Below are 20,259 nucleotides of genomic sequence, written 5' to 3'. Positions count from 1 at the left end.
ATGAGCTCGTCGCCGCTCGACAACCCGGTGTGGGCAGCGCTGACCGGACCGCACGCGCACTTGGCCGAGCAGAAGGGCCAGGTCCTGCGCTACCCCGCGGACGTCGCGCCCTTCGTCGCCCTGCCGGATCAGCCGGACGACCAAGTCTGGCGTGACATCGCCGACCTCGCCGGACCTGGTGCCACGGCTGTGATCGCCGGCGCGACGGGTCCCGCGCCCGCGGGCTGGACCGTGCTCGGCGAGACGCCGGGCGTGCAGCTCGAGGGCACCGGCCTGACCGTGGCTCCCGACGCGGAAGCCGTCCGCCTGACCGCAGCCGACGTGCCCGAGATGCTCGACCTCGTCGCCCGCACGCAGCCCGGCCCGTTCCTGCCGCGCACCATCGAACTGGGCACCTACCTGGGCATCCGGCGCGACGGCGCCCTCGTCGCGATGGCCGGCGAACGCTTCCACCCGCCGGGCTGGACGGAGATCAGCGCGGTCTGCACCGACCCGGCGTTCCGCGGCCAGGGCTTGGCGGCGCGGCTCATCCGCGCGGTCGCGGCGGGCATCCGCGAACGCGGGGAGCTGCCGTTCCTGCACGCCGCCGCGTCGAACGTCGGCGCGATCCGGCTGTACGAGCACCTGGGCTTCAAGCTGAACCGGACGTTGGTGTTCCTCGCGGTGCGGGTGCCCGAATCGGACAAGCGCTAGTTTCCGGCGACTGGCGAGAATCCGGCGGAAGACGGCGATCCAGCCGGTTCCGGGCGGTGAAACGCGAGGGCTAGCGTCAAGGCCGTGAGCAAAGTCTTCCTGTCGATCCACGTGCTGGCGGCGATCCTCGCCGTCGGGCCCGTGGCCGTGGCCGCCAGTATGTTCCCCGCCGCCCTGAAGCGGGGTGATCGCTCGACGTTGGTGCTGCTGCACCGCATCTGCCGCGTGTACGCGTGGGTGTCGATCGCCGTGCCGGTGTTCGGTTTCGCCGTCGCCGGGACGATGAAGGTGACGGGCCAGACGTGGGTGCTCGTCTCGATCGCCCTGACCGCGGTGGCCGCGGTGGTGCTGCTGGTGTTCGTGCTGCCGGGTCAGCGGGCCGCGCTGGCGGGACCTTCGGGTGACGGCGCGGTGCCGGCCGAGACAGCCGGGTCGTCTGTGGCGACCGCGTTGGACACCCGCGTCGCCGGCCGGCTGGCCATGACGACGGGGGTGTTCAACCTGCTGTGGGCCGTGGTCACGGTGCTGATGATCGTGCGGCCGGGTTCGTCTACCGGAGTGTGAGGCTCGCCAGCACGGAGGCGAGCTCCGCGGAGTGGATGAGCGGCCCGACGTGCGACGCTTCGAGCGAGTGGACGTCGAACGGGTTGTCGGGCGTGCGTGCGTCGGCCTCCTTGATGAAGGTGTCCTGCAGGGCCAACGGCATGCTCTCGTCCCGGGTGAAGCGCACGTAGGTGTGCGGCACCCGGCCCCAGGTGGCGGCGTCGATGACGTCGTCACCGCCGTCCAGGCTCTCGTCCGGATCCATGCCGGCCAGGAACGACAGCAGCTCGGCGTCGGTGCCGTCGGCCAGAATCGCCCGCTTCAACGCGGCGAGCTGCGTCGCGTCGGCGGTGCGCCAGTTCATGCGCAGCACACCGAGCTGCCCCGGATCACCGACCCTGACGGTGGCCGCTTCGAGAAGCGCTGTCGGAACGTGGGCCGGGTCCTGCAGGTAGTGGGCGGGGTTGCCGGTCACGCAGCACCACGCCGTCAGGTACACCGTGCGCGCCAGCAGGTCCGGCACGGCGTTCGCGACGCTCGTGACCGCCATCCCACCCCGGCTGTGCCCCACGAGGATCACCGGACCGTGCTCGTGCACCCGCCGGACCACGTCCGTCAGCGCCGCCACCACCTCGGCGTGGGTCACGCCCGCCAGCGGCGAGGGCTCGGTGGCGAACGTCTCCAGGTCCTGTGCCTGGTACGCCGCCGAGAACCCCGCCGCACCGTGGCCGGGCAGGTCGACCGCGAGCGAGCGGTGGCCGAGCAGCGCGAGCTCGCGCTGCAGTGAGGTGAAGCAGCGGCCGGGGGCGTTCGAACCGTGGACGAGGACAAAAGTGGGTGCCATCTCGGCGATTCTGCCCGAATCGGGCGGGCCGCCGTGGCGGTTTTGTCGAGTCCGTGGCGGCCTCAGGCCGTGGCGATGCTCCCTCCGCCGTCGACGCGCAGGACCTGGCCGGTGATGAATCCGGCGTCGTCGGAAAGCAGGAAACAGATGGCGTGGGCGATCTCCGCCGGCCGCCCGAGCCGGCCGACCGGCAGCTTCTCCAGGAACCGGGTTTCGCCTTCGGACCCGGCGGGGGTGCCGCGACGGAACAGCTCGGTCTCCGTCGGCCCGGGCGCGACGGCGTTCACGGTGATGCCGCTGGCCCCGAGCTCCCCGGCCCAGATGGCGGTGGCGGTCTCGAGCGCCGCCTTCGACCCCGCGTAGGTGGTGCGGTTCGCGGTGCCGAGGGTGACCATGCTCGTGACGTTCACGATCCGGCCGCGCCCGGCGGCGAGCATCCCGGGCAGCACGGCCTGGGTCACCTGCACCGCGGTGCGGAAGTTGAGGTCGTAGGCGTGGGCGATGTCGTCGAGGTCGATCGACCCGAGCGGCGCCAGCTTGGCGAAGCCGACGTTGTTCACCACCGCGTCGACGGGACCTTCCGCGAGGACCTTGTCGAGCGTCGCGGCGGTGGCGTCGCGGTCGCCGAGGTCGACGGCGTGGAAGCTGCCGGGGAATTCGGCCGGCGCGGTGCGCGCCAGGCCGATCGGGTGGTGGCCCTCGGCGGCCAGCCGGTCGACGACGGTCCGGCCGATGCCCTTCGACGTCCCGGTGATCAGCACTCGCATGACTAATGACTCCTCTTGTTTTGCTCGGTTGCTCCATGACGGTAATGTTCTGGACGAGCCGTGGGAAATGTCCTTCGCGTTATGACGGTATGCCGCGGCGATCATGGTGGGAGGTCCTCGTGACGACGATGCAGCAGCTCAAGGTGCTCCTGGCCGTGGCCGACCACGGCGGTTTCACGGCGGCGGGCGAGCGCCTCGGCATGGCGCAGCCCGCGGTGAGCCGCTCGATCGCCTCGCTCGAAGCCGAGCTCGGTGCGCCGCTGCTCACCCGCCAGCGCACCGGCGTCACCCTCACCGAAGCCGGCGAACGCGCCGTCCGGCGGGCGCGCGAGGCCGTGCGGCAGGTGGATCTGCTGCGCGCCGAGGTCGCCGAGGTCGCCGGCCAGATCACCGGGACGCTGCGGATCGCCAGCCTGCCCACCGCCACGGGCACGCGGCTGCCCGCCGAGCTGCGGGCGTTCACCGAACGCCACCCGCTCGTCGCGGTGCGCCTGATCGAGGGCAGCGACCAGGAGGTGCGCGACTGGCTCGACCTGGGGGTCGCCGACGCCGCCGTGGTCACGCTGCCCGCGCCCGGCCTGCGGACGGTGCTGCTCGACAGCCACGAGATGTGCGCCGTGCTGCCCGCCGGCCATCGGCTGGCGGAGCGCGAGGCCGTCTCCTACGCGGACCTCGCCGAGGAGCCGTTCGTCCGCCCGACGGGCGGCTGCGCGCAGGTGTTCTCGGCGGCCGCGGAGAAGGCCGGGGTTCACCTGGAGGCGACGTTCGAGGCCCGCGAGATGTCGGCCGTGCTGGAGATGGTGCGGGCGCGCCTGGGCGTGAGCATCCTGCCGTCGGTCGGCGTGCCGCGGCTCGACGGCACCGTGCTGCGGCCCTTGGTGCCGCGCACGCCGCGGACCGTCGCGGTGGCCGTGAGCGCGAGCGCTTCACCGGCCGCGCGGGCGTTCCTGGACGAGCTCCGGGGCGGGGCCGACCAGGTCTGAGGTCCATTGTGGAGGGTCTCCTTTCAGGCTGCCTTTAGGGGCGCTTAGGGGTCGTTGGGCGGCTGCCGGGCGGGCTAGCTTGGTGCGTCGGGGGACCCGGTCGGCGTGACCTCGTCCCGTTGTGACAGACGTTCTGACAGACGTTGTGACAGACGGAAAGGCGGTGGGACGACATGGTCGCCCACGCGGAAGACGCCTGGTTTCGGCGGTTCCACGCGGCGCCGGAGGCTCGGGCGCGGTTGGTGTGCCTGCCGCACGCGGGCGGGTCGGCCAGCTTCTACTTCCCGGTTTCGCGGGCCCTGGCGCCGGATGTCGAGGTGCTCGCCGTGCAGTACCCCGGACGGCAGGACCGGCGGCACGAGCCGTTCCTGACCACGATCGACGCCATGGCCGACGCGGTCGCCGAGCTGCTGCGCGACAAGACGGACCGGCCGTTGGCGTTGTTCGGCCACAGCATGGGCGCGATGGTCGCCTACGAGGTGGCGCGGCGGCTGGAATCGTCGGGGGCCCCGGTGGACACGCTGTTCGTGTCCGGCCGGCGCGCGCCCTCGCGGCAGCGCGACGAGTCCGTGCACACGCGCACCGACGAAGGCGTGCTCGACGAGCTGCGCCGCCTGAGCGGGACCGAGATGGACCTGCTCGGCGACGAGGACGTCGTGCGCATGATCCTTCCCGTGGTGCGCAACGACTACCGCGCCGTGGAGACCTACCGGCACGTGCCGGGCCTTCCGCTCGCCACGCCGGTGGTCGCGTTCACCGGCACCGACGACCCGGTCGCCTCCGTGGCCGAGGTCCGCTCGTGGGCCGACCACACGGCGGCGGGCTTCGAGCTGGTGACGCTGCAGGGCGGGCACTTCTTCCTGACCCGCCACCAAGACGTGATTCTCCGGTATCTGGCTGATCGGCTCGTCGACAAGGGGCGTGTACATGTCTGAGGCACTGGCCGTAGAGGGAGCGTTCGGCAACCGGCTCGTGGAGCTGCGCGAGATCAAGGAGGCGGCGCGGCGCGGTCCCGACGACGCGGCGACCGTCCGGCAGCACGAGCGCGGAAAGCTGACCGCCCACGAGCGCATCGAGCTGCTGCTCGACCCCGGCAGCTTCACCGAGCTGGAAGCCCTGCGGCGCCACCGGGCGACGGGCTTCGGGCTCGAACACCGCCGCCCGTACTCGGACGGCGTGGTGTGCGGGTGGGGGACCGTGCACGGGCGCACGGTTTTCGTCTACGCCCACGACTTCCGCATCTTCGGCGGCGCGCTCGGCGAGGCGCACGCGCAGAAGATCCACAAGGTGATGGACCTCGCCGCGGCCGCGGGCGCGCCGCTCGTGTCGCTGAACGACGGCGCCGGCGCGCGGATCCAGGAGGGCGTGACCGCGCTCGCCGGCTACGGCGGCATCTTCCAGCGCAACACCCGGTGTTCGGGGGTGATCCCGCAGATCTCGGTGATGCTCGGCCCGTGTGCCGGTGGTGCGGCGTACTCGCCGGCCTTGACGGACTTCGTGTTCATGGTCCGCGAGACGTCGCAGATGTTCATCACCGGCCCCGACGTGGTGCAGGCCGTGACGGGCGAGGAGATCACGCAGAACGGCCTCGGCGGCGCCGACGTGCACGCCGGTACCTCGGGCGTGGCCGCGTTCGTCTACGACGACGAGCAGTCGTGCCTCGAAGACGTGCGGTACCTGCTGTCCTTGTTGCCCGCCAACAACAATGAGGCCCCGCCGGTCGAGCCGACCACCGACCCGGTCGACCGCCGGACGGACCGCCTGCTCGACCTGGTGCCGACCGACTCGGCGCGCGCGTACGACATGTGCGCCGTGATCGAGGAGATCGTGGACGACGGCGAGTTCCTCCAGGTGCACGCCGGCTGGGCGACGAACGTGGTGTGCGCGTTCGCCCGGCTCGACGGGCACGTGGTCGCCATCGTGGCCAACCAGCCGGCGGCGCTCGCGGGCGTGCTCGACATCGAGGCCAGCGAGAAGGCCGCGCGGTTCGTGCAGACGTGCGACGCGTTCAACATTCCGCTCGTGACGCTGGTCGACGTGCCCGGCTTCCTGCCGGGCGTGGACCAGGAACACGGCGGCATCATCCGGCACGGCGCGAAGCTGCTGTATGCCTACTGCAACGCCACGGTGCCGCGCGTGCAGCTCATCCTGCGCAAGGCCTACGGGGGCGCCTACATCGTGATGGACTCGCGCTCGATCGGCACCGACGTGTCGCTCGCGTGGCCGACGAACGAGATCGCCGTGATGGGCGCCGAGGGCGCCGCCAACGTGATCTTCCGCCGCGAGATCAAGGCGGCCGACGACCCGGAGACCGTCCGGCGGCTCAAGATCAAGGAGTACCGGACCGAGCTCATGCACCCGTACTACGCCGCCGAGCGCGGCCTGGTCGACGACGTCATCGAGCCCGCCCGGACGCGCGAGGTGCTGATCCGCGCGCTGACCATGCTGCGCACCAAGCACGCCGACATCCCGGCGCGCAAGCACGGAAACCCGCCGGTGTGATGAGCGGGCCAGTGGTGCGGATCGTGCGCGGGAACCCGACGGACGAGGAACTCGCGGCTTTGGTGGCGGTGCTGACCGCGCTTCAGGCGCCGCCCGAGCCGGTGGTCGAGGTGCAGGTGCCACGGCCACGCCGGCCGGTGCGCTTCGTGCCGGCGACGAGTTGGCAAGGGGTTCGCTGAGGGTCGCGCTGGGGGCCGCATCTGTGCCACGGATTGGTGGCGCGGGTGCGGCTCTCTTCTTTGCAGCGGATGGGTGTGCGCGCACGGTCGCGGCGACCTGGCGCGAACGGACTGCGTGCTCTCCCGGCGGTGCCGGTGCGGCTCTTATCTTTGATGCGAGGGAATTCAAGGAACCAAACGCCCCGCCTCTCTCGCGGCCGGGCCCGGTCACGCCATTCTCCGCTGACTCGCCCGAGGAATACATCTGCCGCGAGGCCAGTGCGGTTTTGCGGCTCACTGCACCAAAAGCAGCACCGAGCCGCACCCGTCTTCGGGGGTGCGGCGAAGCGAGGTGTGCTCTCCACAGCGTGGCGAGCACACCGTCCACAATGGTCGAGATCCGAACCGGGCCGGCAGGCGAAAGCTCCATACCCCCAAGCTACCGACCCCACTCGAACATCCGCACGATATCGATCGAGTGAATCAAGCGCGCACGGCGGTGCTGTCCAAATAGGTCAGCACGGCGCGGATGCGGCGGTTCTCGTCGCGGCTGGCTTCCAGGCCGAGTTTCGCGAAGATGTTGCTGATGTGGTTTTCCACTGCGCCCTGGGTCACCACCAGGGTCTTGGCGATGGCGGCGTTCGACAGACCCTGCGCCATCAGGCCGAGGACCTCGGTTTCGCGCGCGGTCAGGCCCTCCAGGGGATCGCGGCTGCGGGAGAGCATCTGGGCCACCACGTCGGGGTCGATGGCCGAGCCGCCGCCGGCGACGCGGCGGACGGCTTCCAGGAAGTCGGCGACGTCGGCGACGCGCTCCTTCAGCAGGTAGCCCACGCCGGAGGTGCCTTCGGCGATGAGGTCGACCGCGTAGCTGCCCTCGACGTACTGCGAGACCACCAGGACCGGCAACCCGGGAATCTCCTGGCGGGCGGCGATCGCCGCGCGGATGCCCTCGTCGGTGAAGGTGGGGGGCATGCGGACGTCGGCGATGACGAGGTCGGGGCGGTGCTCGCGGATGGCGACGAGCATGGCGTCCGGGTTGTCGACGGCGGCGGCCGTGGTGATGCCGACGTCGGCGAGCAGGCTTTGCACACCCGCGCGCAGGAGCACGGAATCCTCGGCGATCACGACACGCATGGAACAGCTCCTCAAAATCACCAGCGGACAGGGAGATCGGCACGCACGACGGTCGGCCCGCCCATCGGGCTGACCACCGTGAGCACGCCGTCGATCGTGGCGGCGCGGTCGGCGAGGCCGGCCAGCCCGCCGCCGGGGCGCACCGAGGCGCCGCCGCGGCCGTTGTCCATGATCTGGACGACCACGGTGTCGTCGTCGCGGGTCACGCGCACCGAGGCGCGGTCGGCGCCGGCGTGTTTGGTGATGTTCGTGAGCACCTCGCTCACGATGAAGTACGTCGTGGTCTCCACCGGCGCCGGCGGGCGCGGATCCACGGCGACCTCGACGTCGACCGGGATCGGCATGCGGGCGGTCAGCGACGACAAAGCCGCGTCGAGACCGCGGTCCTGCAGCACCGGCGGGTAGATCCCGCGGGCGAGGTCGCGCAGCTCGGACACGGCCAGCTTGGCGTCGGCGTGCGCGGCGCCGATGAGCTCGCGCACGGCGGCGGAATCGTCGGAGTCGAGCTTCAGCTGCGCGCGCCCCAGGCTCATCGCGACGGCCACGAGCCGCTGCTGTGCGCCGTCGTGCAGGTCGCGCTCGATGCGCTTGCGCTCGGCCTCCACGGCGTCGACGCCGCGCGCCCGCGAGTGCTGCAGGTGCTGCGTGCGCTCCTCCAGCTGCGCCGTGCGGTCCGGACCCAGCATCGACAGTGTGAACTCAGCGTGCAACGCCCCGATCCGCGGCGCCACGAAGATCCCGAACGGCGGCACCGCCACCGAGACGATCCCGGCCACGAACTCGACGATCCCCAGCGGCATCGCCACGAGCACGAACACGAGCTCGCGCCACGTCACCGGGTCCACCAGCCGCGCCTGCCACGCCGCCAGCAGGCCGTTGCCGTTGGGCTGTTTCCGCCGCGGCTGGGCCACTTCGACACCGAGCAACGTCCGCACCGACCGCCGCTCGAAGTCCGCGAAGCCGCGCATCACGCCCGTCGCGATCAGCGACAGGGGGATGCCCACCCACAGCATCGTCGTCGCGACCCCGACGATCATCGACACGAGGACGACCACGAACGCGAAGATCCGGACCGGGAAGTTCACGATGAGGAACCCGATCGTGCGGATCGCGTGGGGCCGCCGTGTCACCGGCATCGCGCGATCCGTTCGAACTCGGGCACGAGGTCGTCGAGCGTCGGCGTCGTGAGCATCTCGTCGCGGACCTCCAGGGCGCAGCTGCGGAACGACGGTTCCTCCAGGAGTCTCAGCAGTCCTGTTCGGACACTCCCCGGTGTGACGTCCTCCAGGTCCACCAGCAACCCGTTGCCCCGCTTGACCTGCGCGACGGCCGAACCGCGCTCGCTCCACGTGGTGCCGGGGATCACGAGCTGCGGCACGCCGTTGACCACGGCGTTGCCGATCGTCGCGCCGCCACCCTGGTGGATGATGGCCGAACAGCTCGCGAGCAGTTCGTTCATGGGCACGAAGTCGACCGCGCGCACGTTGTCCGGCACCTTCCGCACGGACGCCAGCTGGCCGGCGTTGAGCGTCGCGATCACCTCGACGTCGAGGTCGGCGAGGGCGTCGAGCAGGTCGGACACCGACGTCTCCTCGACGCCCAGCACCTGCCGGTTGGAGATCCCCAGCGTCAGCATCACCCGCGGGCGCGCCGGCTTCTCGAGCACCCAGCGCGGGATCGCCATCGGCTTGTTCTGCGGGATGAACCGCGCCGGCAGGTAGTCGACGTCGACGCCGTCGTAGCGCAGATAGGACGGGTGGCAGTCGATGGTCTTCAGGCCGTGGCGCAGGGTTTCGTCGTAGACCGCGCCGAACCGCGCGACCGCGCCCGACATCCAGTCCACGAAGGGATCCGGCGCGTCGGACCGCAGGTCGCGGTACTGCGCGTTGATGCGGGCCGTCTGGTCCATCGCGTACATCATCCGCAGGTGCGGCACCCCGATGGCGTGCGCGACGATCGGCGCGGCGTAGATCATCGGGTCCCACACCACGAGGTCCGGCTGCCACTGCCGCGCGAAGCGCACGAGCTCGTCGAGCAGCGAATCGGGCGTGGTCCAGCGGAACACGTCCACCCAGTGCTCGTAGACGTTGCGCACGTACTCCTCGGTGTACCGCTCGGGCCGGCTCTCGGAGATGCGGAACTCGCCCTGCATGGCGTTGTTGCCCTCGACCTGCAGCTGCCGGTGGCGCGCGATGTCGAGCTCGGTGCCGAACCACATCGCGTCGAGACCGGTCTCGGCGAACGAGGCCACCTCGCGCGGGTTGCACTGGCCGACGAACCGCACCTCGTGGCCGGCGGCCGCGAGCGCCCAGCCGACCGGCGCCATGCTGTAGACGTGCGTCCTCGTCGGGAAGACCATCAACATGACTCGCATGGGACGCACTCTCCGAACTGGCTCGACCTGCTGGCGGGAAAAAACGTTAGTGCGGACGCCGCGCGCGGCCGACCCGGCAACGCGCCGCTAGGGGTCGCGCACCCCTACCGCCCTTGCCTCGAAAAGTCCTTGTGGGCTAAGGAGAACAAAGACTTAGACCGGCTTTAGACGCCCCTTAGGGGCTGGTGACGACGACGCCGGTGCGGCTAGACATGAACGTGGGTCCGGCGGCAACCACCCGCCGGCCGAGGGAAACGAACGAGGTGATGAGCATGGCCGTGGCGCCCACCGCGAAGGGCTGGGTTCCCTTCGGCGAGCACCGCACGTGGTACCGGGTCACCGGCGTCGTCGGCGGCGAGCTGCCCGCCGTCGTCGTGGTCCACGGGGGACCGGGCAGCACGCACGACTACCTGCTGAACCTCTGCTCGCTCGCCGAGCACGGGTTTCCGGTGGTGCACTACGACCAGCTCGGCAGCGGCGGTTCCACGCGGCTGCCGGCCGAGGGCGCGGACTTCTGGACGCCCGAGCTGTTCGGCGACGAGCTCGACAACCTCGTGCACCGGCTGGGCATCGAGGACAACTACGTCCTTTACGGACAGTCGTGGGGCGGCCTGGTCGTCGCGCGCCACGCGGCGCAGCGGCCCGACGGGCTGCGCGGGCTCGTGATCGCCAACTCGCCCGCGTCGTACGAACTCTGGCGCTCCGAAATGGACGCGCTCCGGGCGCAGCTCCCGCCCGGCGTCGACGAGCAGCTGCGGGCGCACGAGGCCGCCGGTACCACGGACACGCAGGAGTACTTCGACGCCATGCGCGTGTTCTACGACCGCCACGTCTGCCGCGTGCTGCCGTGGCCGGGCGACTACCTGGCCTCGTTCATGGAGATGGCGGACAACAACACCGTCTACTCCGTGATGAACGGGCCGAGCGAGTTCACCGTCACCGGCACGCTGAAGGACCACTCCGTGGTCGACGACCTCGACGACATCGAGGTGCCGACGCTGCTCATCTCCGGCCGGCACGACGAAGCCACCCCCAGGACCGTCCAGCCCTACTTCGACCGGATCCACGACGTGCGCTGGGAGATCTTCGAGGACTCCAGCCACGTTCCCCACCTCGAGGAACCCGGACGGTTCCACGAGGTCCTGCTGAGTTTCCTGCAGGAAGTCCACCCCGCCGCCAACGCCGAAAGTGAGGCAACCAGCCATGGATGAGGCCAGAGGATCGGCGGTGGTCTTCCCCGGGATGAGCCCCTGCCGCTTCGCCGACTTCGGCAAGTTCCTGCTCATCAACCCGTTCGCCCGCCGCCTGATCGGAGAGGCCAACGACCGGCTCGGCTACTCGCTGGTCGACCGGTTCCGCGAGACGGAGGGCGACTACTCCGAATACGCCCAGGTCGGGTTCATGCTCACGTGCCTCGCGCTCGCCGAGTGGGCCGAGCAGGAGTACGACATCAGCCCCGACTACTGCACCGGCCCGAGCTTCGGCGAGAAGCCGGCCAGTGTGTACGCCGGCGCGCTGACGTTCCCCGACGCCGTCTGGATGACCGCGGAGCTCGCGCGTTGCCTCACCGAGTTCTTCGCCACCGAGTACACCGACGTGGTCACGCACTCGTTCGTGCGCACGCCCGAGGAGAAGCTCCTGGACGCGCTCAACGACCTCGACGGGCGCGGCGAGTGGTCCGACATCTCGTGCTACATCGACCACGACTTCTACATGGTCTCGTTGCGCGAGCGGAACCTCGACTGGCTCAAGCAGACCGTGCGCAGCATGGGCGGGTTGTCGTTGTACACCATGCGTCCGCCGTTGCACTCCCGAGCTTTCGCGGCGCTGCGGCGGAAGGCGGAGGACGAGGTCATCGGCGACCTCGACTTCCACGACCCGCTGCTCCCGATCGTCGCCGACCAGGACGGCTCGATCCTGCGGTCGGGGGAGCAGGTGCGCACGATGCTGCTCGACAGCATCGTCAAGCCGTTGCGGTGGCCGCACGTCGTCTCCTCCCTGGAACAGCTGGGCGTGCGCAAGCTCTGGGTGGCCGGCCCGGACACGCTGTTCGGCCGCGTCCGCGCGACCACGAGCCGCTTCGAGGTGGTCACGGTGAACCCGCGCCTGGCCCTGCAACCCCGGAGGCGGGGCGCAGGACCTTCGCGGGTCAGCTAGCCGGCTGCAGCTCGGCGAGCGTGGCCCAGAGCCGGCCCGGGTTCTCGAAGGTCTCGAGGTTGAGGGCGTCGTCCTCGAAGCGCACGTTGTAGTTCTGCTCCAGCACGGCGAGCAGTTCCACGGTCGCGAGCGAGTCGAGGCCGTACTCCCGCAGCGGGGTCTCGGCGGTGAGTGCCTCCTCGGCGGGGAGGAACGGGAGGAACGTGCGAAGGGTCTCGTCGAAAGAGCTGTCCCACATGACTACTCCGGATGGCTAGATCGGTATCTACCAGGCAGAAAACCGACCGCCCGGTTCGGTTTTGGACTCTACCTCGCGTCGCCGCTCCGGATCGACGCATCGGGACCCCTATTCAACGCGGAGGACGACGATGGATACGAGCTTCACCGGCGGGCTGCACTCGCGCTTCCTGCGTGGCCTGGCGCTTTCCGAGAACGGCACCGCCGTCCGGGTCGGCGGCCAGGAGCTGAGCTACGGCCGGCTCCACGAGCAGGCGCTGCTCTGGGCCGGCGCGCTGGCCGACGCGGGCGCGCGCACCGTAGGGGTGCTGGCGGGCAAGGGAATCAGCGCGTACGCGGGGATCCTGGCCGGGTTGTACGCGGGCGCCACGGTGGTGCCGCTGCGGCCCGACTTCCCGGCGGCCCGCACGGCGCAGATGGTCGAGGCGGCGGGGGTCGACGCGCTGGTGGTCGACGAACGCGGCCAGGCGCTGCCGGCGGACGTGCTCGGCGCGCGGCGGGTTCCCGTGCTCACCCTTCAGACGCGGGCGCAGGGTCTGGCCGCGCCGCGGGAGGTGCGGCCGGAGGACTCCGCGTACATCCTGTTCACGTCCGGCTCCACCGGCCGGCCCAAGGGCGTGCGGATCGGCCACGGTTCGACCGAGCACTACTTCGGCCTGCTCGACGCGCGTTACGACTTCACCCCCGACGACGTGTTCTCCCAGACCTTCGACCTGAACTTCGACTGCGCGATGTTCGACCTGTTCTGTGCGTGGGGCGCGGGGGCGCCCGCGGTGGTGCTGCCCGGGCGCGCCTACCGCGACCTGCCGGCGTTCGCCGCGGAGAGCGGGCTGACGGTGTGGTTCTCCACGCCGAGTGCGATCGACCTGGTGCGCCGCACGGGTGGGCTCAAGCCGGGTGCGCTGCCCGGCCTGCGGTGGAGCTTCTTCGCGGGCGAAGCGCTCACCGTGCGCGACACGGCCGACTGGCGCGCCGCGGCCGTGAACTCGCTTGCGGAGAACCTCTACGGCCCCACCGAGCTCACCATCACCGTCGCCGGTTACCGCTGGGACGACGTGGAGACGCCGCGCGTCGCGGTCAACGGGGTGGTGCCGATCGGCGCCGTCCACGAGGGCCACGACCACCTGCTGCTCGGCGAGGATGACGTCGAGGAAGCGGAAGAGGGTGAACTCGCCATCGCGGGTCCGCAGCTGACCCCGGGCTACCTCGACCCGGCCGACGAAAACGGCCGGTTCCTCGATCGCGGGGGCCGCCGCTTCTACCGCACGGGTGACCGCGTCCGGCGGCTCGGCGACGACTTGGCCTACCTCGGCCGCCTCGACTCCCAGGTGCAGGTGCTCGGCTGGCGGATCGAGCTGACGGAGGTCGAACACGCGTTGCGCGCGACCGGCGTCCGCGACGCCGTGGCCCTCGGCGTCTCCGGCGACGCCGGCACGGAACTGTTCGTCTTCTACACCGGCGGCGAGCGGCCGGTGATCGAGCTGGTGCGCGCGCTGCGCCAGGTCCTGCCGGAGGGCGTGATCCCGCGCCACTACCGCCACGTCGACGAGTTCCCGCTGAACTCGAACCGGAAGATCGACCGGAAGGCCCTGGCAGCGGAGGCGGAAGGGCTGCTGACACCGGTAGCCTGACCGGCGTGGCGAAGTACGTGATCGGGCCGGAGGTCGCGCTACGGCTGGCCGAGGAGCAGGGTGTGGTGGGGCACCGGTTGCTGGCGCCCCACGCTCATCCGTTCGCACGCGTTGTCCGCGCTCTACGCGCAGGTGCGCCGCGGTGAGCTGACGAAGAAGGACGCAGCCGTGCGGCTCGATCGCGTGCGGGCGTTGAAGATCCGGCTGCTCGGTGACCGCGTCTTGCAGGCGACGGCGTGGCAGGTCGCCGAGGAGCTCGGCTGGGCGGACACGTACGTCGCCGAGTACGTCGCGTTGACGCGGTTGCACGGCGACGCGTTCGTGACGCTCGACGAGCAGCTCGCGCGTGACCTCGACGGCGTCGTGCCGGTCGCGGGGTTCGAAGCGCTGAGCTGAAGCCCGTCTGAAACGGCCTGCTACGCCTGGGTTTCCGGGCGCGGCAGGCCGTTTTGGCGTGCGCGCTTAGGGGCGGTTAGGGGTGTGGCCACGCGCGCCGCCGCGGCTAGTTTTCCCGGAGTCGAGGGGCGGATCGAGGCCCCGGTTCTCGAGTTCTGGTGGGAGCAGTCGTGAACGGTACTTTGCTCGTCCATTCCCTGCTCGACGAGGCGGTGGCCGACGCGCCCGGGTCGACGGCCGTGCGCGACCGGGCCGGCGCGTGGACCTACGCCGAGCTGGCCGCGTGGAGCCACGCGGTGGAGGTGGTGCTCGCCCGGCGCGGGGTGGGGCGCGGTGACCGGGTGGTCGTGCAGCTGCCCACCACGCGTGAGCTGGTCGCGTTGTTCTTCGGCACCACGCGCCGCGGCGCGGTGTTCGTGCCGGTGAACCCGGCGATGAAGGCGTTCCACTTCGACTCGGTGGTGGCCAACGCCGAACCGGTGCTCACCATCACCAACGACAACTACAGTCTACTGTGGACCGAGGTCGAAGCCGCCTACGGCGAACACGTGGAGGCGACCGACGTCGACCCCGACGACGTCGCCGTGCTCATCTACACCTCCGGCAGCACCGCCGCGCCCAAGGGCGTGATCGGCCCGCATCGCCAGGTCACCTTCGCGGCCGGCGCGATCCAGGCCGTGCTGGGCTACCGCGGCGACGACGTGGTGTTCTGCCGCTTCCCGATGTCCTGGGACTACGGCCTCTACAAGGTCCTGCTCTCGACGCTCGGCCGCAGCGAGATCGTGCTCGCCGACGCGGAGTCCGACCTGCGGCTGCTGCAGCGGATGCGCGAGGTCGGCGCGACGATCGTGCCCATCGTGCCGTCACTCGCCACGATGATCGCCACCCTCGCCGGCCGTGAGACGGAGCCGGCCGCGCCCGTGCGGCTGTTCACCAACACCGGCGCCGCGCTGCCCGAGAGCACGATCGCGCAGCTGCGCGCCGCGTTCCCCGGTGCCCGCGTGGTGCGCCAGTTCGGCCAGACCGAGTGCAAGCGCATCACGATCATGCCGCCTGAGGAGGACGACCAGCGGCCCGGCGCGTCCGGGCTGCCGCTGCCGGGCACGTCCGTGCTCATCCTCGCCGCCGATGGAACGGAGCTGCCCGCCGGAGACATCGGCGAGATCGTGGCCGCCGGACCGCACGTGATGCCGGGTTACTGGCGTGCGCCGGAGCTGTCCGCGCGCGCGTTCCGCCGCGACGAGGCGACCGGCGAGCTGCGCCTGCACACCGGCGACTACGGCCGTCTCGACGCCGACGGTTACCTCTACTTCGAAGGCCGCCGCGACGACATGTTCAAGCGCAAGGGCATCCGGATGTCCACTTTGGAGATCGAGGCGGCCGCCATGGACATCCCGGGCGTCCGGGCGGCCGGCGCGATCCCGCCGAGCGACACGCGTGATCTCGCGATCTGCGTCGAGACCGACCTGCCGCCCACGACCGTGTTGCGGGAGCTGGCGAAGCGCCTCGAACCGCAGAAGGTCCCGTCCCTGTGTCACGTCGTCGACGAGTTCCCGCTCACGGCGCACGGCAAGAACGCCACGAAGGAACTGGCCCTGCTCGTGGAAGGCGCGCGCAAATGACCGAGTCCCTGGCCGAACGCTTCGGCACCCCCACCTACGTCTACGACCTCGACGTGGTCGCCCGATCGCGCGACCAGCTGTTCGGCCTGCTGCCCGAGGGTTTCCAGGTCTTTTACGCGCTGAAGGCCAACCCGCACCCCGAAATCGCGCGAGAGCTGCACGACGGTGGTTGCCGCGCGGAGATCAGCTCCACCGGCGAGCTGGCCAACGCGCTGCAGGCGGGCTTCGCCCCGAGTGAGATCCTCTACACCGGCCCGGGAAAGACCGACGCCGAGCTGGAGCAGGCGATCGCGACCGGCGTGCGGATGTTCTCCGTCGAGTCCCTCACCGACCTGCAGCACGTCGGCGTGGCAGCCGAGAAGCACGGTGTGGTCGCTTCGTGCCTGCTGCGCGTGAACACCACGCAAGGGAGCGCGTCGACCGGCATCCGCATGATGGGCCGGCCCTCGCAGTTCGGCATCGACGCCGAGACGCTGCCGTCGCTGATGCCCGCGTTCAAGGCCGTGCCCGGCACGCGCGTGGCCGGCGCGCACTTCTTCACCATGAGCAACGCGAAGGACGAGGACAGCCTGCTCGGCGAGTACGAATTCGTGCTGCAGTCGGCCGCGCAGCTGCACCAGGAGGCCGGCCTGCCGCTGGAGCTGCTCGACATCGGCGGCGGCTTCTCCTCGCCGTACGCGGTGCCGGGACCGCGCACCGACTACCCGAAGCTGCGCGCCGGGCTGGAGCAACTGCTTGACCTGTACCTGCCGGAATGGCGGACGGGGGAGGTCGAGCTGGCCTGCGAGTCGGGCCGGTACCTGTCCGGGAGCTGCGGCTCGCTGCTCGCCGGGGTCGTGAACGTCAAGGAGAGCCGCGGCAGCAGGTTCGTGATCCTCGACGCGGGCATCAACGTCGTCGGCGGGCTGTCCGGCATCGGCCGGCTGCTGCCCGCGGCCGTCGGCATCGAGGACACCGATCCGAACGGCGAGACCGGCAGCCTCGTCGGTCCACTGTGTACTCCCGGTGACTCGCTCGCGAAGGCCGCGAAGCTGCCCGAGCTGGCGCCCGGCGACGTGGTGACGGTGCCGAACGTCGGTGCATACGGCGTGACAGCGAGCCTGATCAGCTTCCTCGGCCGGCCCGCGCCGACGGAGGTCGTGGTGCGCGGCGACGAGGTCGTGTCCGTGTCGCGGCTGGACTACCAGCGCGCGTACGAGGTTTCGCCGTGAGCGAGGAGATGAACGCCTACCGCGGCGGCGTGGTCACGGAACCGCCGCGCACGGTGATCGTGAGCAGCATGGCGTCGGACTCGCACACGTGGAACCTCGTGTACCTGGAGCTGCTGGTCGGCGAGCTCGGCTTCGACGTGGTGAACCTCGGCGCGTGCGTGCCCGACGAGCTGCTGGAGTCCGAATGCCTCAGCCGGCTCCCGACGATGCTCGTGCTCAGCAGCGTCAACGGCCACGGCTACCAGGACGGCCTGCGCGTGATCCAGCGCCTGCGGTCCTTTCCCGAGCTGCGGGCCCTGCCGGTGGTGATCGGCGGCAAGCTCGGCGTCGGCGGTCCGCTCACCGAAGAGGAGACGGCGCGGCTGCTGCTCGCCGGCTTCGACGGGGTCTTCGACGACCAGCAGAACAACGCGTCCTTCCGCCGGTTCGCCGCGACGTTGACCGCCGGCTCCGCCCAGCTCCCCGTGCGGGTGGAGGGGGTGTGAGCTTCGAAGAGTTCGTGGCGAGCAGGCACGCGGCCGGGCAGCTGGTCGTGCAACCCCGCATGGGGTTCGCCGACCCGGTGGCGATGCGCGCCGGGCTCGCGGCGACCAGGAACGCGGCCGCCACGACCGTCGGCACCGTCACGCTCGACAGCTACACCCGCGTCGGCGACACCGATTCCGTCGCGCACGCGCTGGCCCACGGCATCGCACTCAACGGTTACCCCATCGTCAACCACCCGGCCGAGGTCACCCGAGCGATGCTCGACGGCCTCGAAGGCCCGGACTTCCCGGTGCAGGTGCGCCATGGTTCGGCCCGCCCGGCGGACATCTTCCGCGCGATGCTCGCCGCCGGCCTGCACGCCACCGAGGGCGGGCCGGTGTCCTACTGCCTGCCCTACAGCCGCACGCCACTGGACGAGTCCGTGCGCAACTGGTCGTACTGCTGTGAACTGCTGGCCGACGCCGAGCTGCTGGGCGGCCGTGCGCACCTGGAGACGTTCGGCGGCTGCATGATGGGCCAGCTCTGCCCGCCGAGCGAGCTCGTGGCACTCAGTGCGCTGGAGGCGTTGTTCTTCTACCGCAAGGGGTTGCGCAGCATCTCGGTGAGCTACGCGCAGCAGACCAACCTGCGCCAGGACCAGGAAGCCGTCGCGGCACTGCGCCGGCTGTGCACCGAGTTGCTCCCCGGCGCGTCGTGGCACGTGGTGATCTACGCGTACATGGGCTTGTTCCCGCGCACGCCGGAAGGCTCGCTGAGCCTGCTCGGCACGGCGGCCGAGCTGGCGCTGAGCACCGGCTCGGAGCGGCTGATCGTGAAGACCGTCGCCGAGGCGCACCGGATCCCGACCGTCGCGGAGAACGTGCAGGCGCTCGAACACGCGGGCGCCGTGCGAGGCACCAGGAAGGTCGCCGTGGAGGCGGACAACCAGGTCTACCGCGAGGCCTACGCGCTGGTCGACGCCGTGCTCAACAGCCACGAAGACCTCGGCCGGGCGATCGTGGTCGCGTTCAAACGCGGCCTGCTCGACGTGCCGTTCTGCCTGCACCCGGACAACGCCGGGCAGGCCCGCAGTTACCTCGACCCGGCCGGCCGGCTCTGCTGGTCCGACCTCGGTTCCCTGCCGCTGCGCCGCGTGGTCGAGCGCGGTCCCGGCGGCGCGATCACCTCGTCGACTTTGATGTCGGCGCTCTCGTACGTCCAGCACACCCACGACGCCCAGGCATTGGAGCAGCCGATGACCGCGATTGGAGGGGATTCGCGATGAGTACGCGCCGGACCGTCCGGGCCTACCCGTTCGACATGCAGGAGATCTCCGTTTCCGAGCTCTACCACACGTTGCAGCGCGAAGAGCCGATGAGCCGGGTGCAGATGCCCTTCGGCGAGCCGGCGTGGCTCGCCACCAAGTACGCCGACGTGAAGCTCGTGATGACCGACCAGCGCTTCAGCCGTGAGCTGGCGCAGGGTCTCGACCAGCCGCGGATGCGCCGCCAGCAGATGGGCGACGGCATCATGGGCATGGACCCGCCCGACCACTCGCGCCTGCGCCGCCTGGTGTCGAAGGCGTTCACCGCGCGCCGGCTCGAGCAGATGCGCGAAGGCGTGCAAACGCTCGTGAACGACCTGCTCGACGGCATGGTCGCGCGCGGCGACTCGGCCGACGTCGTCGAGGAGCTCGCGCGCCCGCTGCCCGTGACCGTGATCTGCGACCTGCTCGGCGTGCCGCAGGAGGACCACAAGATCTTCCGCGAGTGGACCCAAGCGCTGGTCAGCGACGCCACGGCCAAGGGCGACGTGCTCGACGTCTACGGTGACCAGCTCGACAGCTACGTCGCCGGGCTGGTGGCGCAGCGGCGCGAGGAGCCGACCGACGACCTGCTCGGCGCGCTGGTCTACGCGCGCGACGCCGGCGACAAGCTCACCGAAAACGAGCTGATCTCCATCGCCGGCGCGGGCCTGCTCACCGGTGGCGTGGAGACCGTGTCCACGGCGCTGCCGAGCTTCCTGTTCACCCTGCTGACCCAGCCGGAACTGCTCGCGCAGCTGCGTGCGGACCCGGAGCTGATGCCGACCGCCGTCGAGGAACTGCTGCGTTACGTGCCGATCAACACCGCCGCGATGTTCGCCCGCTACGCCACCGAAGACGTGCGCTTCGGCGACGTCGTGGTGCGCGCGGGCGACCCGGTGCTGCCGGCGCTGCACGCGGCCAACCGCGACCCGGAGGTGTTCGCGAACCCGGACACCGTCGACCTCACCCGCAGCCCCAACCCGCACGTGGCGTTCGGGCACGGCCCGCACCACTGCATCGGCGCGCAGCTCGCGCGCCTGGAACTGCAGGAAGCGCTCAAGGCGATTCTCGCGCGCTTCCCGGAACTGCGGCTCGCGGACGGGCGCGAAGGCGTGAAGTGGGAATACGGCGTGATCGTGCGCGGGCCTTCGCTCCTGCGCATCGCGTGGTGATTTCCCTGCCCCTAGCGGCTTTTTCTGGGGATCCGGGCCGGCACTGAGCCGACTTACGATC

At 70.7% G+C, this 20,259-nt stretch carries 21 protein-coding genes; 15 read left to right on the top strand and 6 right to left on the bottom strand.

Translation table 11 applies throughout. The features are described 5' to 3' along the window. Nucleotides 1-693, top strand: coding sequence for a GNAT family N-acetyltransferase (locus tag ACQPXB_RS38960; protein ID WP_432846699.1), 693 nt, complete (start codon nt 1-3; stop codon nt 691-693). An 84-nt stretch (nt 694-777) separates the two neighbouring features. Next, nucleotides 778-1,257 (top strand): hypothetical protein, encoded by a 480-nt coding sequence (locus tag ACQPXB_RS38955; protein ID WP_432846697.1) that lies wholly within the window; start codon nt 778-780, stop codon nt 1,255-1,257. On the opposite strand, the gene ACQPXB_RS38950 is transcribed toward ACQPXB_RS38955, so the two are convergent. After that, nucleotides 1,244-2,080: an alpha/beta hydrolase gene (locus ACQPXB_RS38950; RefSeq protein ID WP_432846695.1), complete on the bottom strand. Its 837-nt coding sequence runs from the start codon at nt 2,078-2,080 to the stop codon at nt 1,244-1,246. The genes ACQPXB_RS38955 and ACQPXB_RS38950 overlap by 14 nt on opposite strands. 62 nt (nt 2,081-2,142) lie before the next feature. Continuing rightward, nucleotides 2,143-2,847, bottom strand: a complete 705-nt coding sequence (locus tag ACQPXB_RS38945) for an SDR family oxidoreductase (protein ID WP_432846693.1) — start codon at nt 2,845-2,847, stop codon at nt 2,143-2,145. A gap of 128 nt (nt 2,848-2,975) precedes the next feature. Here ACQPXB_RS38945 and ACQPXB_RS38940 point away from each other — a divergent pair, with 128 nt between their 5' ends. The 4 genes from ACQPXB_RS38940 (at nt 2,976) to ACQPXB_RS38925 (ending at nt 6,511) form a co-directional block, all read left to right on the top strand. After that, nucleotides 2,976-3,830 carry a LysR family transcriptional regulator gene (locus ACQPXB_RS38940; RefSeq protein WP_432856957.1) on the top strand — a complete coding sequence of 285 codons (855 nt, stop codon included), beginning with the start codon at nt 2,976-2,978 and terminating at the stop codon, nt 3,828-3,830. Nucleotides 3,831-4,003: 173 nt separating this feature from the next. After that, entirely contained in the window at nt 4,004-4,765 is a 762-nt protein-coding gene (locus ACQPXB_RS38935) for a thioesterase II family protein (RefSeq protein ID WP_366583161.1), read from the top strand. Next, a complete protein-coding gene (locus ACQPXB_RS38930) occupies nt 4,731-6,332 on the top strand; it encodes an acyl-CoA carboxylase subunit beta (protein ID WP_432856954.1) in 1,602 nt (533 codons plus the stop codon). Before ACQPXB_RS38935 ends, ACQPXB_RS38930 begins: the two co-directional genes overlap by 35 nt. An 11-nt stretch (nt 6,333-6,343) precedes the next feature. After that, a complete protein-coding gene (locus ACQPXB_RS38925) occupies nt 6,344-6,511 on the top strand; it encodes an acyl-CoA carboxylase subunit epsilon (protein WP_366583162.1) in 168 nt (55 codons plus the stop codon). A 462-nt stretch (nt 6,512-6,973) separates the two neighbouring features. Here the strand turns inward: ACQPXB_RS38925 and ACQPXB_RS38920 are convergent, their stop codons facing one another. From ACQPXB_RS38920 to ACQPXB_RS38910, 3 genes are read right to left on the bottom strand one after another with little or no spacing between them, the layout of a single operon-like run. Next, complete coding sequence (locus ACQPXB_RS38920; RefSeq protein WP_366583163.1) at nt 6,974-7,627, bottom strand: response regulator transcription factor; 654 nt, start codon at nt 7,625-7,627, stop codon at nt 6,974-6,976. Between the two features lie 17 nt (nt 7,628-7,644). Next, nucleotides 7,645-8,763, bottom strand: a complete 1,119-nt coding sequence (locus ACQPXB_RS38915) for a sensor histidine kinase (protein WP_432846691.1) — start codon at nt 8,761-8,763, stop codon at nt 7,645-7,647. After that, complete coding sequence (locus tag ACQPXB_RS38910) at nt 8,754-10,001, bottom strand: nucleotide disphospho-sugar-binding domain-containing protein (protein ID WP_432846689.1); 1,248 nt, start codon at nt 9,999-10,001, stop codon at nt 8,754-8,756. The genes ACQPXB_RS38915 and ACQPXB_RS38910 overlap by 10 nt, the downstream gene beginning before the upstream one ends. Nucleotides 10,002-10,273: 272 nt before the next feature. On the opposite strand from ACQPXB_RS38910, the gene ACQPXB_RS38905 reads away from it, so the two are divergent. Beyond that, complete coding sequence (locus ACQPXB_RS38905) at nt 10,274-11,212, top strand: proline iminopeptidase-family hydrolase (RefSeq protein ID WP_432846687.1); 939 nt, start codon at nt 10,274-10,276, stop codon at nt 11,210-11,212. Further along, nucleotides 11,205-12,158: an ACP S-malonyltransferase gene (locus ACQPXB_RS38900; protein ID WP_366583167.1), complete on the top strand. Its 954-nt coding sequence runs from the start codon at nt 11,205-11,207 to the stop codon at nt 12,156-12,158. The genes ACQPXB_RS38905 and ACQPXB_RS38900 overlap by 8 nt, the downstream gene beginning before the upstream one ends. On the opposite strand, the gene ACQPXB_RS38895 is transcribed toward ACQPXB_RS38900, so the two are convergent. Beyond that, a complete protein-coding gene (locus ACQPXB_RS38895; protein ID WP_220243495.1) occupies nt 12,151-12,396 on the bottom strand; it encodes a phosphopantetheine-binding protein in 246 nt (81 codons plus the stop codon). The genes ACQPXB_RS38900 and ACQPXB_RS38895 overlap by 8 nt on opposite strands. Before the next feature lie 130 nt (nt 12,397-12,526). Between ACQPXB_RS38895 and ACQPXB_RS38890 the strand changes: the two genes are divergently transcribed. The 7 genes from ACQPXB_RS38890 to ACQPXB_RS38860 all read left to right on the top strand — a co-directional run bounded on the left by ACQPXB_RS38890 (nt 12,527) and on the right by ACQPXB_RS38860 (nt 20,198). Further along, nucleotides 12,527-14,026: an AMP-binding protein gene (locus ACQPXB_RS38890; protein WP_432846684.1), complete on the top strand. Its 1,500-nt coding sequence runs from the start codon at nt 12,527-12,529 to the stop codon at nt 14,024-14,026. A 60-nt stretch (nt 14,027-14,086) separates the two neighbouring features. Then, nucleotides 14,087-14,422: a type II toxin-antitoxin system VapC family toxin gene (locus ACQPXB_RS38885; RefSeq protein WP_432846682.1), complete on the top strand. Its 336-nt coding sequence runs from the start codon at nt 14,087-14,089 to the stop codon at nt 14,420-14,422. Between the two features lie 170 nt (nt 14,423-14,592). Continuing rightward, a complete protein-coding gene (locus ACQPXB_RS38880; RefSeq protein WP_432846681.1) occupies nt 14,593-16,044 on the top strand; it encodes an AMP-binding protein in 1,452 nt (483 codons plus the stop codon). Continuing rightward, the gene (locus tag ACQPXB_RS38875) at nt 16,041-17,255 is read left to right on the top strand and encodes a type III PLP-dependent enzyme (RefSeq protein WP_432846679.1); all 1,215 of its coding nucleotides are present in this window, start codon (nt 16,041-16,043) and stop codon (nt 17,253-17,255) included. The genes ACQPXB_RS38880 and ACQPXB_RS38875 overlap by 4 nt, the downstream gene beginning before the upstream one ends. After that, nucleotides 17,252-17,740, top strand: a complete 489-nt coding sequence (locus tag ACQPXB_RS38870; RefSeq protein WP_366583172.1) for a cobalamin B12-binding domain-containing protein — start codon at nt 17,252-17,254, stop codon at nt 17,738-17,740. Before ACQPXB_RS38875 ends, ACQPXB_RS38870 begins: the two co-directional genes overlap by 4 nt. After that, nucleotides 17,737-19,005, top strand: a complete 1,269-nt coding sequence (locus ACQPXB_RS38865) for a methylaspartate mutase (RefSeq protein WP_432846678.1) — start codon at nt 17,737-17,739, stop codon at nt 19,003-19,005. Before ACQPXB_RS38870 ends, ACQPXB_RS38865 begins: the two co-directional genes overlap by 4 nt. Continuing rightward, nucleotides 19,002-20,198, top strand: a complete 1,197-nt coding sequence (locus ACQPXB_RS38860; RefSeq protein ID WP_432846677.1) for a cytochrome P450 — start codon at nt 19,002-19,004, stop codon at nt 20,196-20,198. The genes ACQPXB_RS38865 and ACQPXB_RS38860 overlap by 4 nt, the downstream gene beginning before the upstream one ends. Nucleotides 20,199-20,259: the final 61 nt, after the last annotated feature.

The sequence above is a fragment of the Amycolatopsis sp. CA-161197 genome, from assembly GCF_050942255.1.
In the GTDB taxonomy this organism is placed as follows: Bacteria; Actinomycetota; Actinomycetes; order Mycobacteriales; family Pseudonocardiaceae; genus Amycolatopsis.
This window is presented reverse-complemented; position numbering and strand designations above follow the sequence as displayed.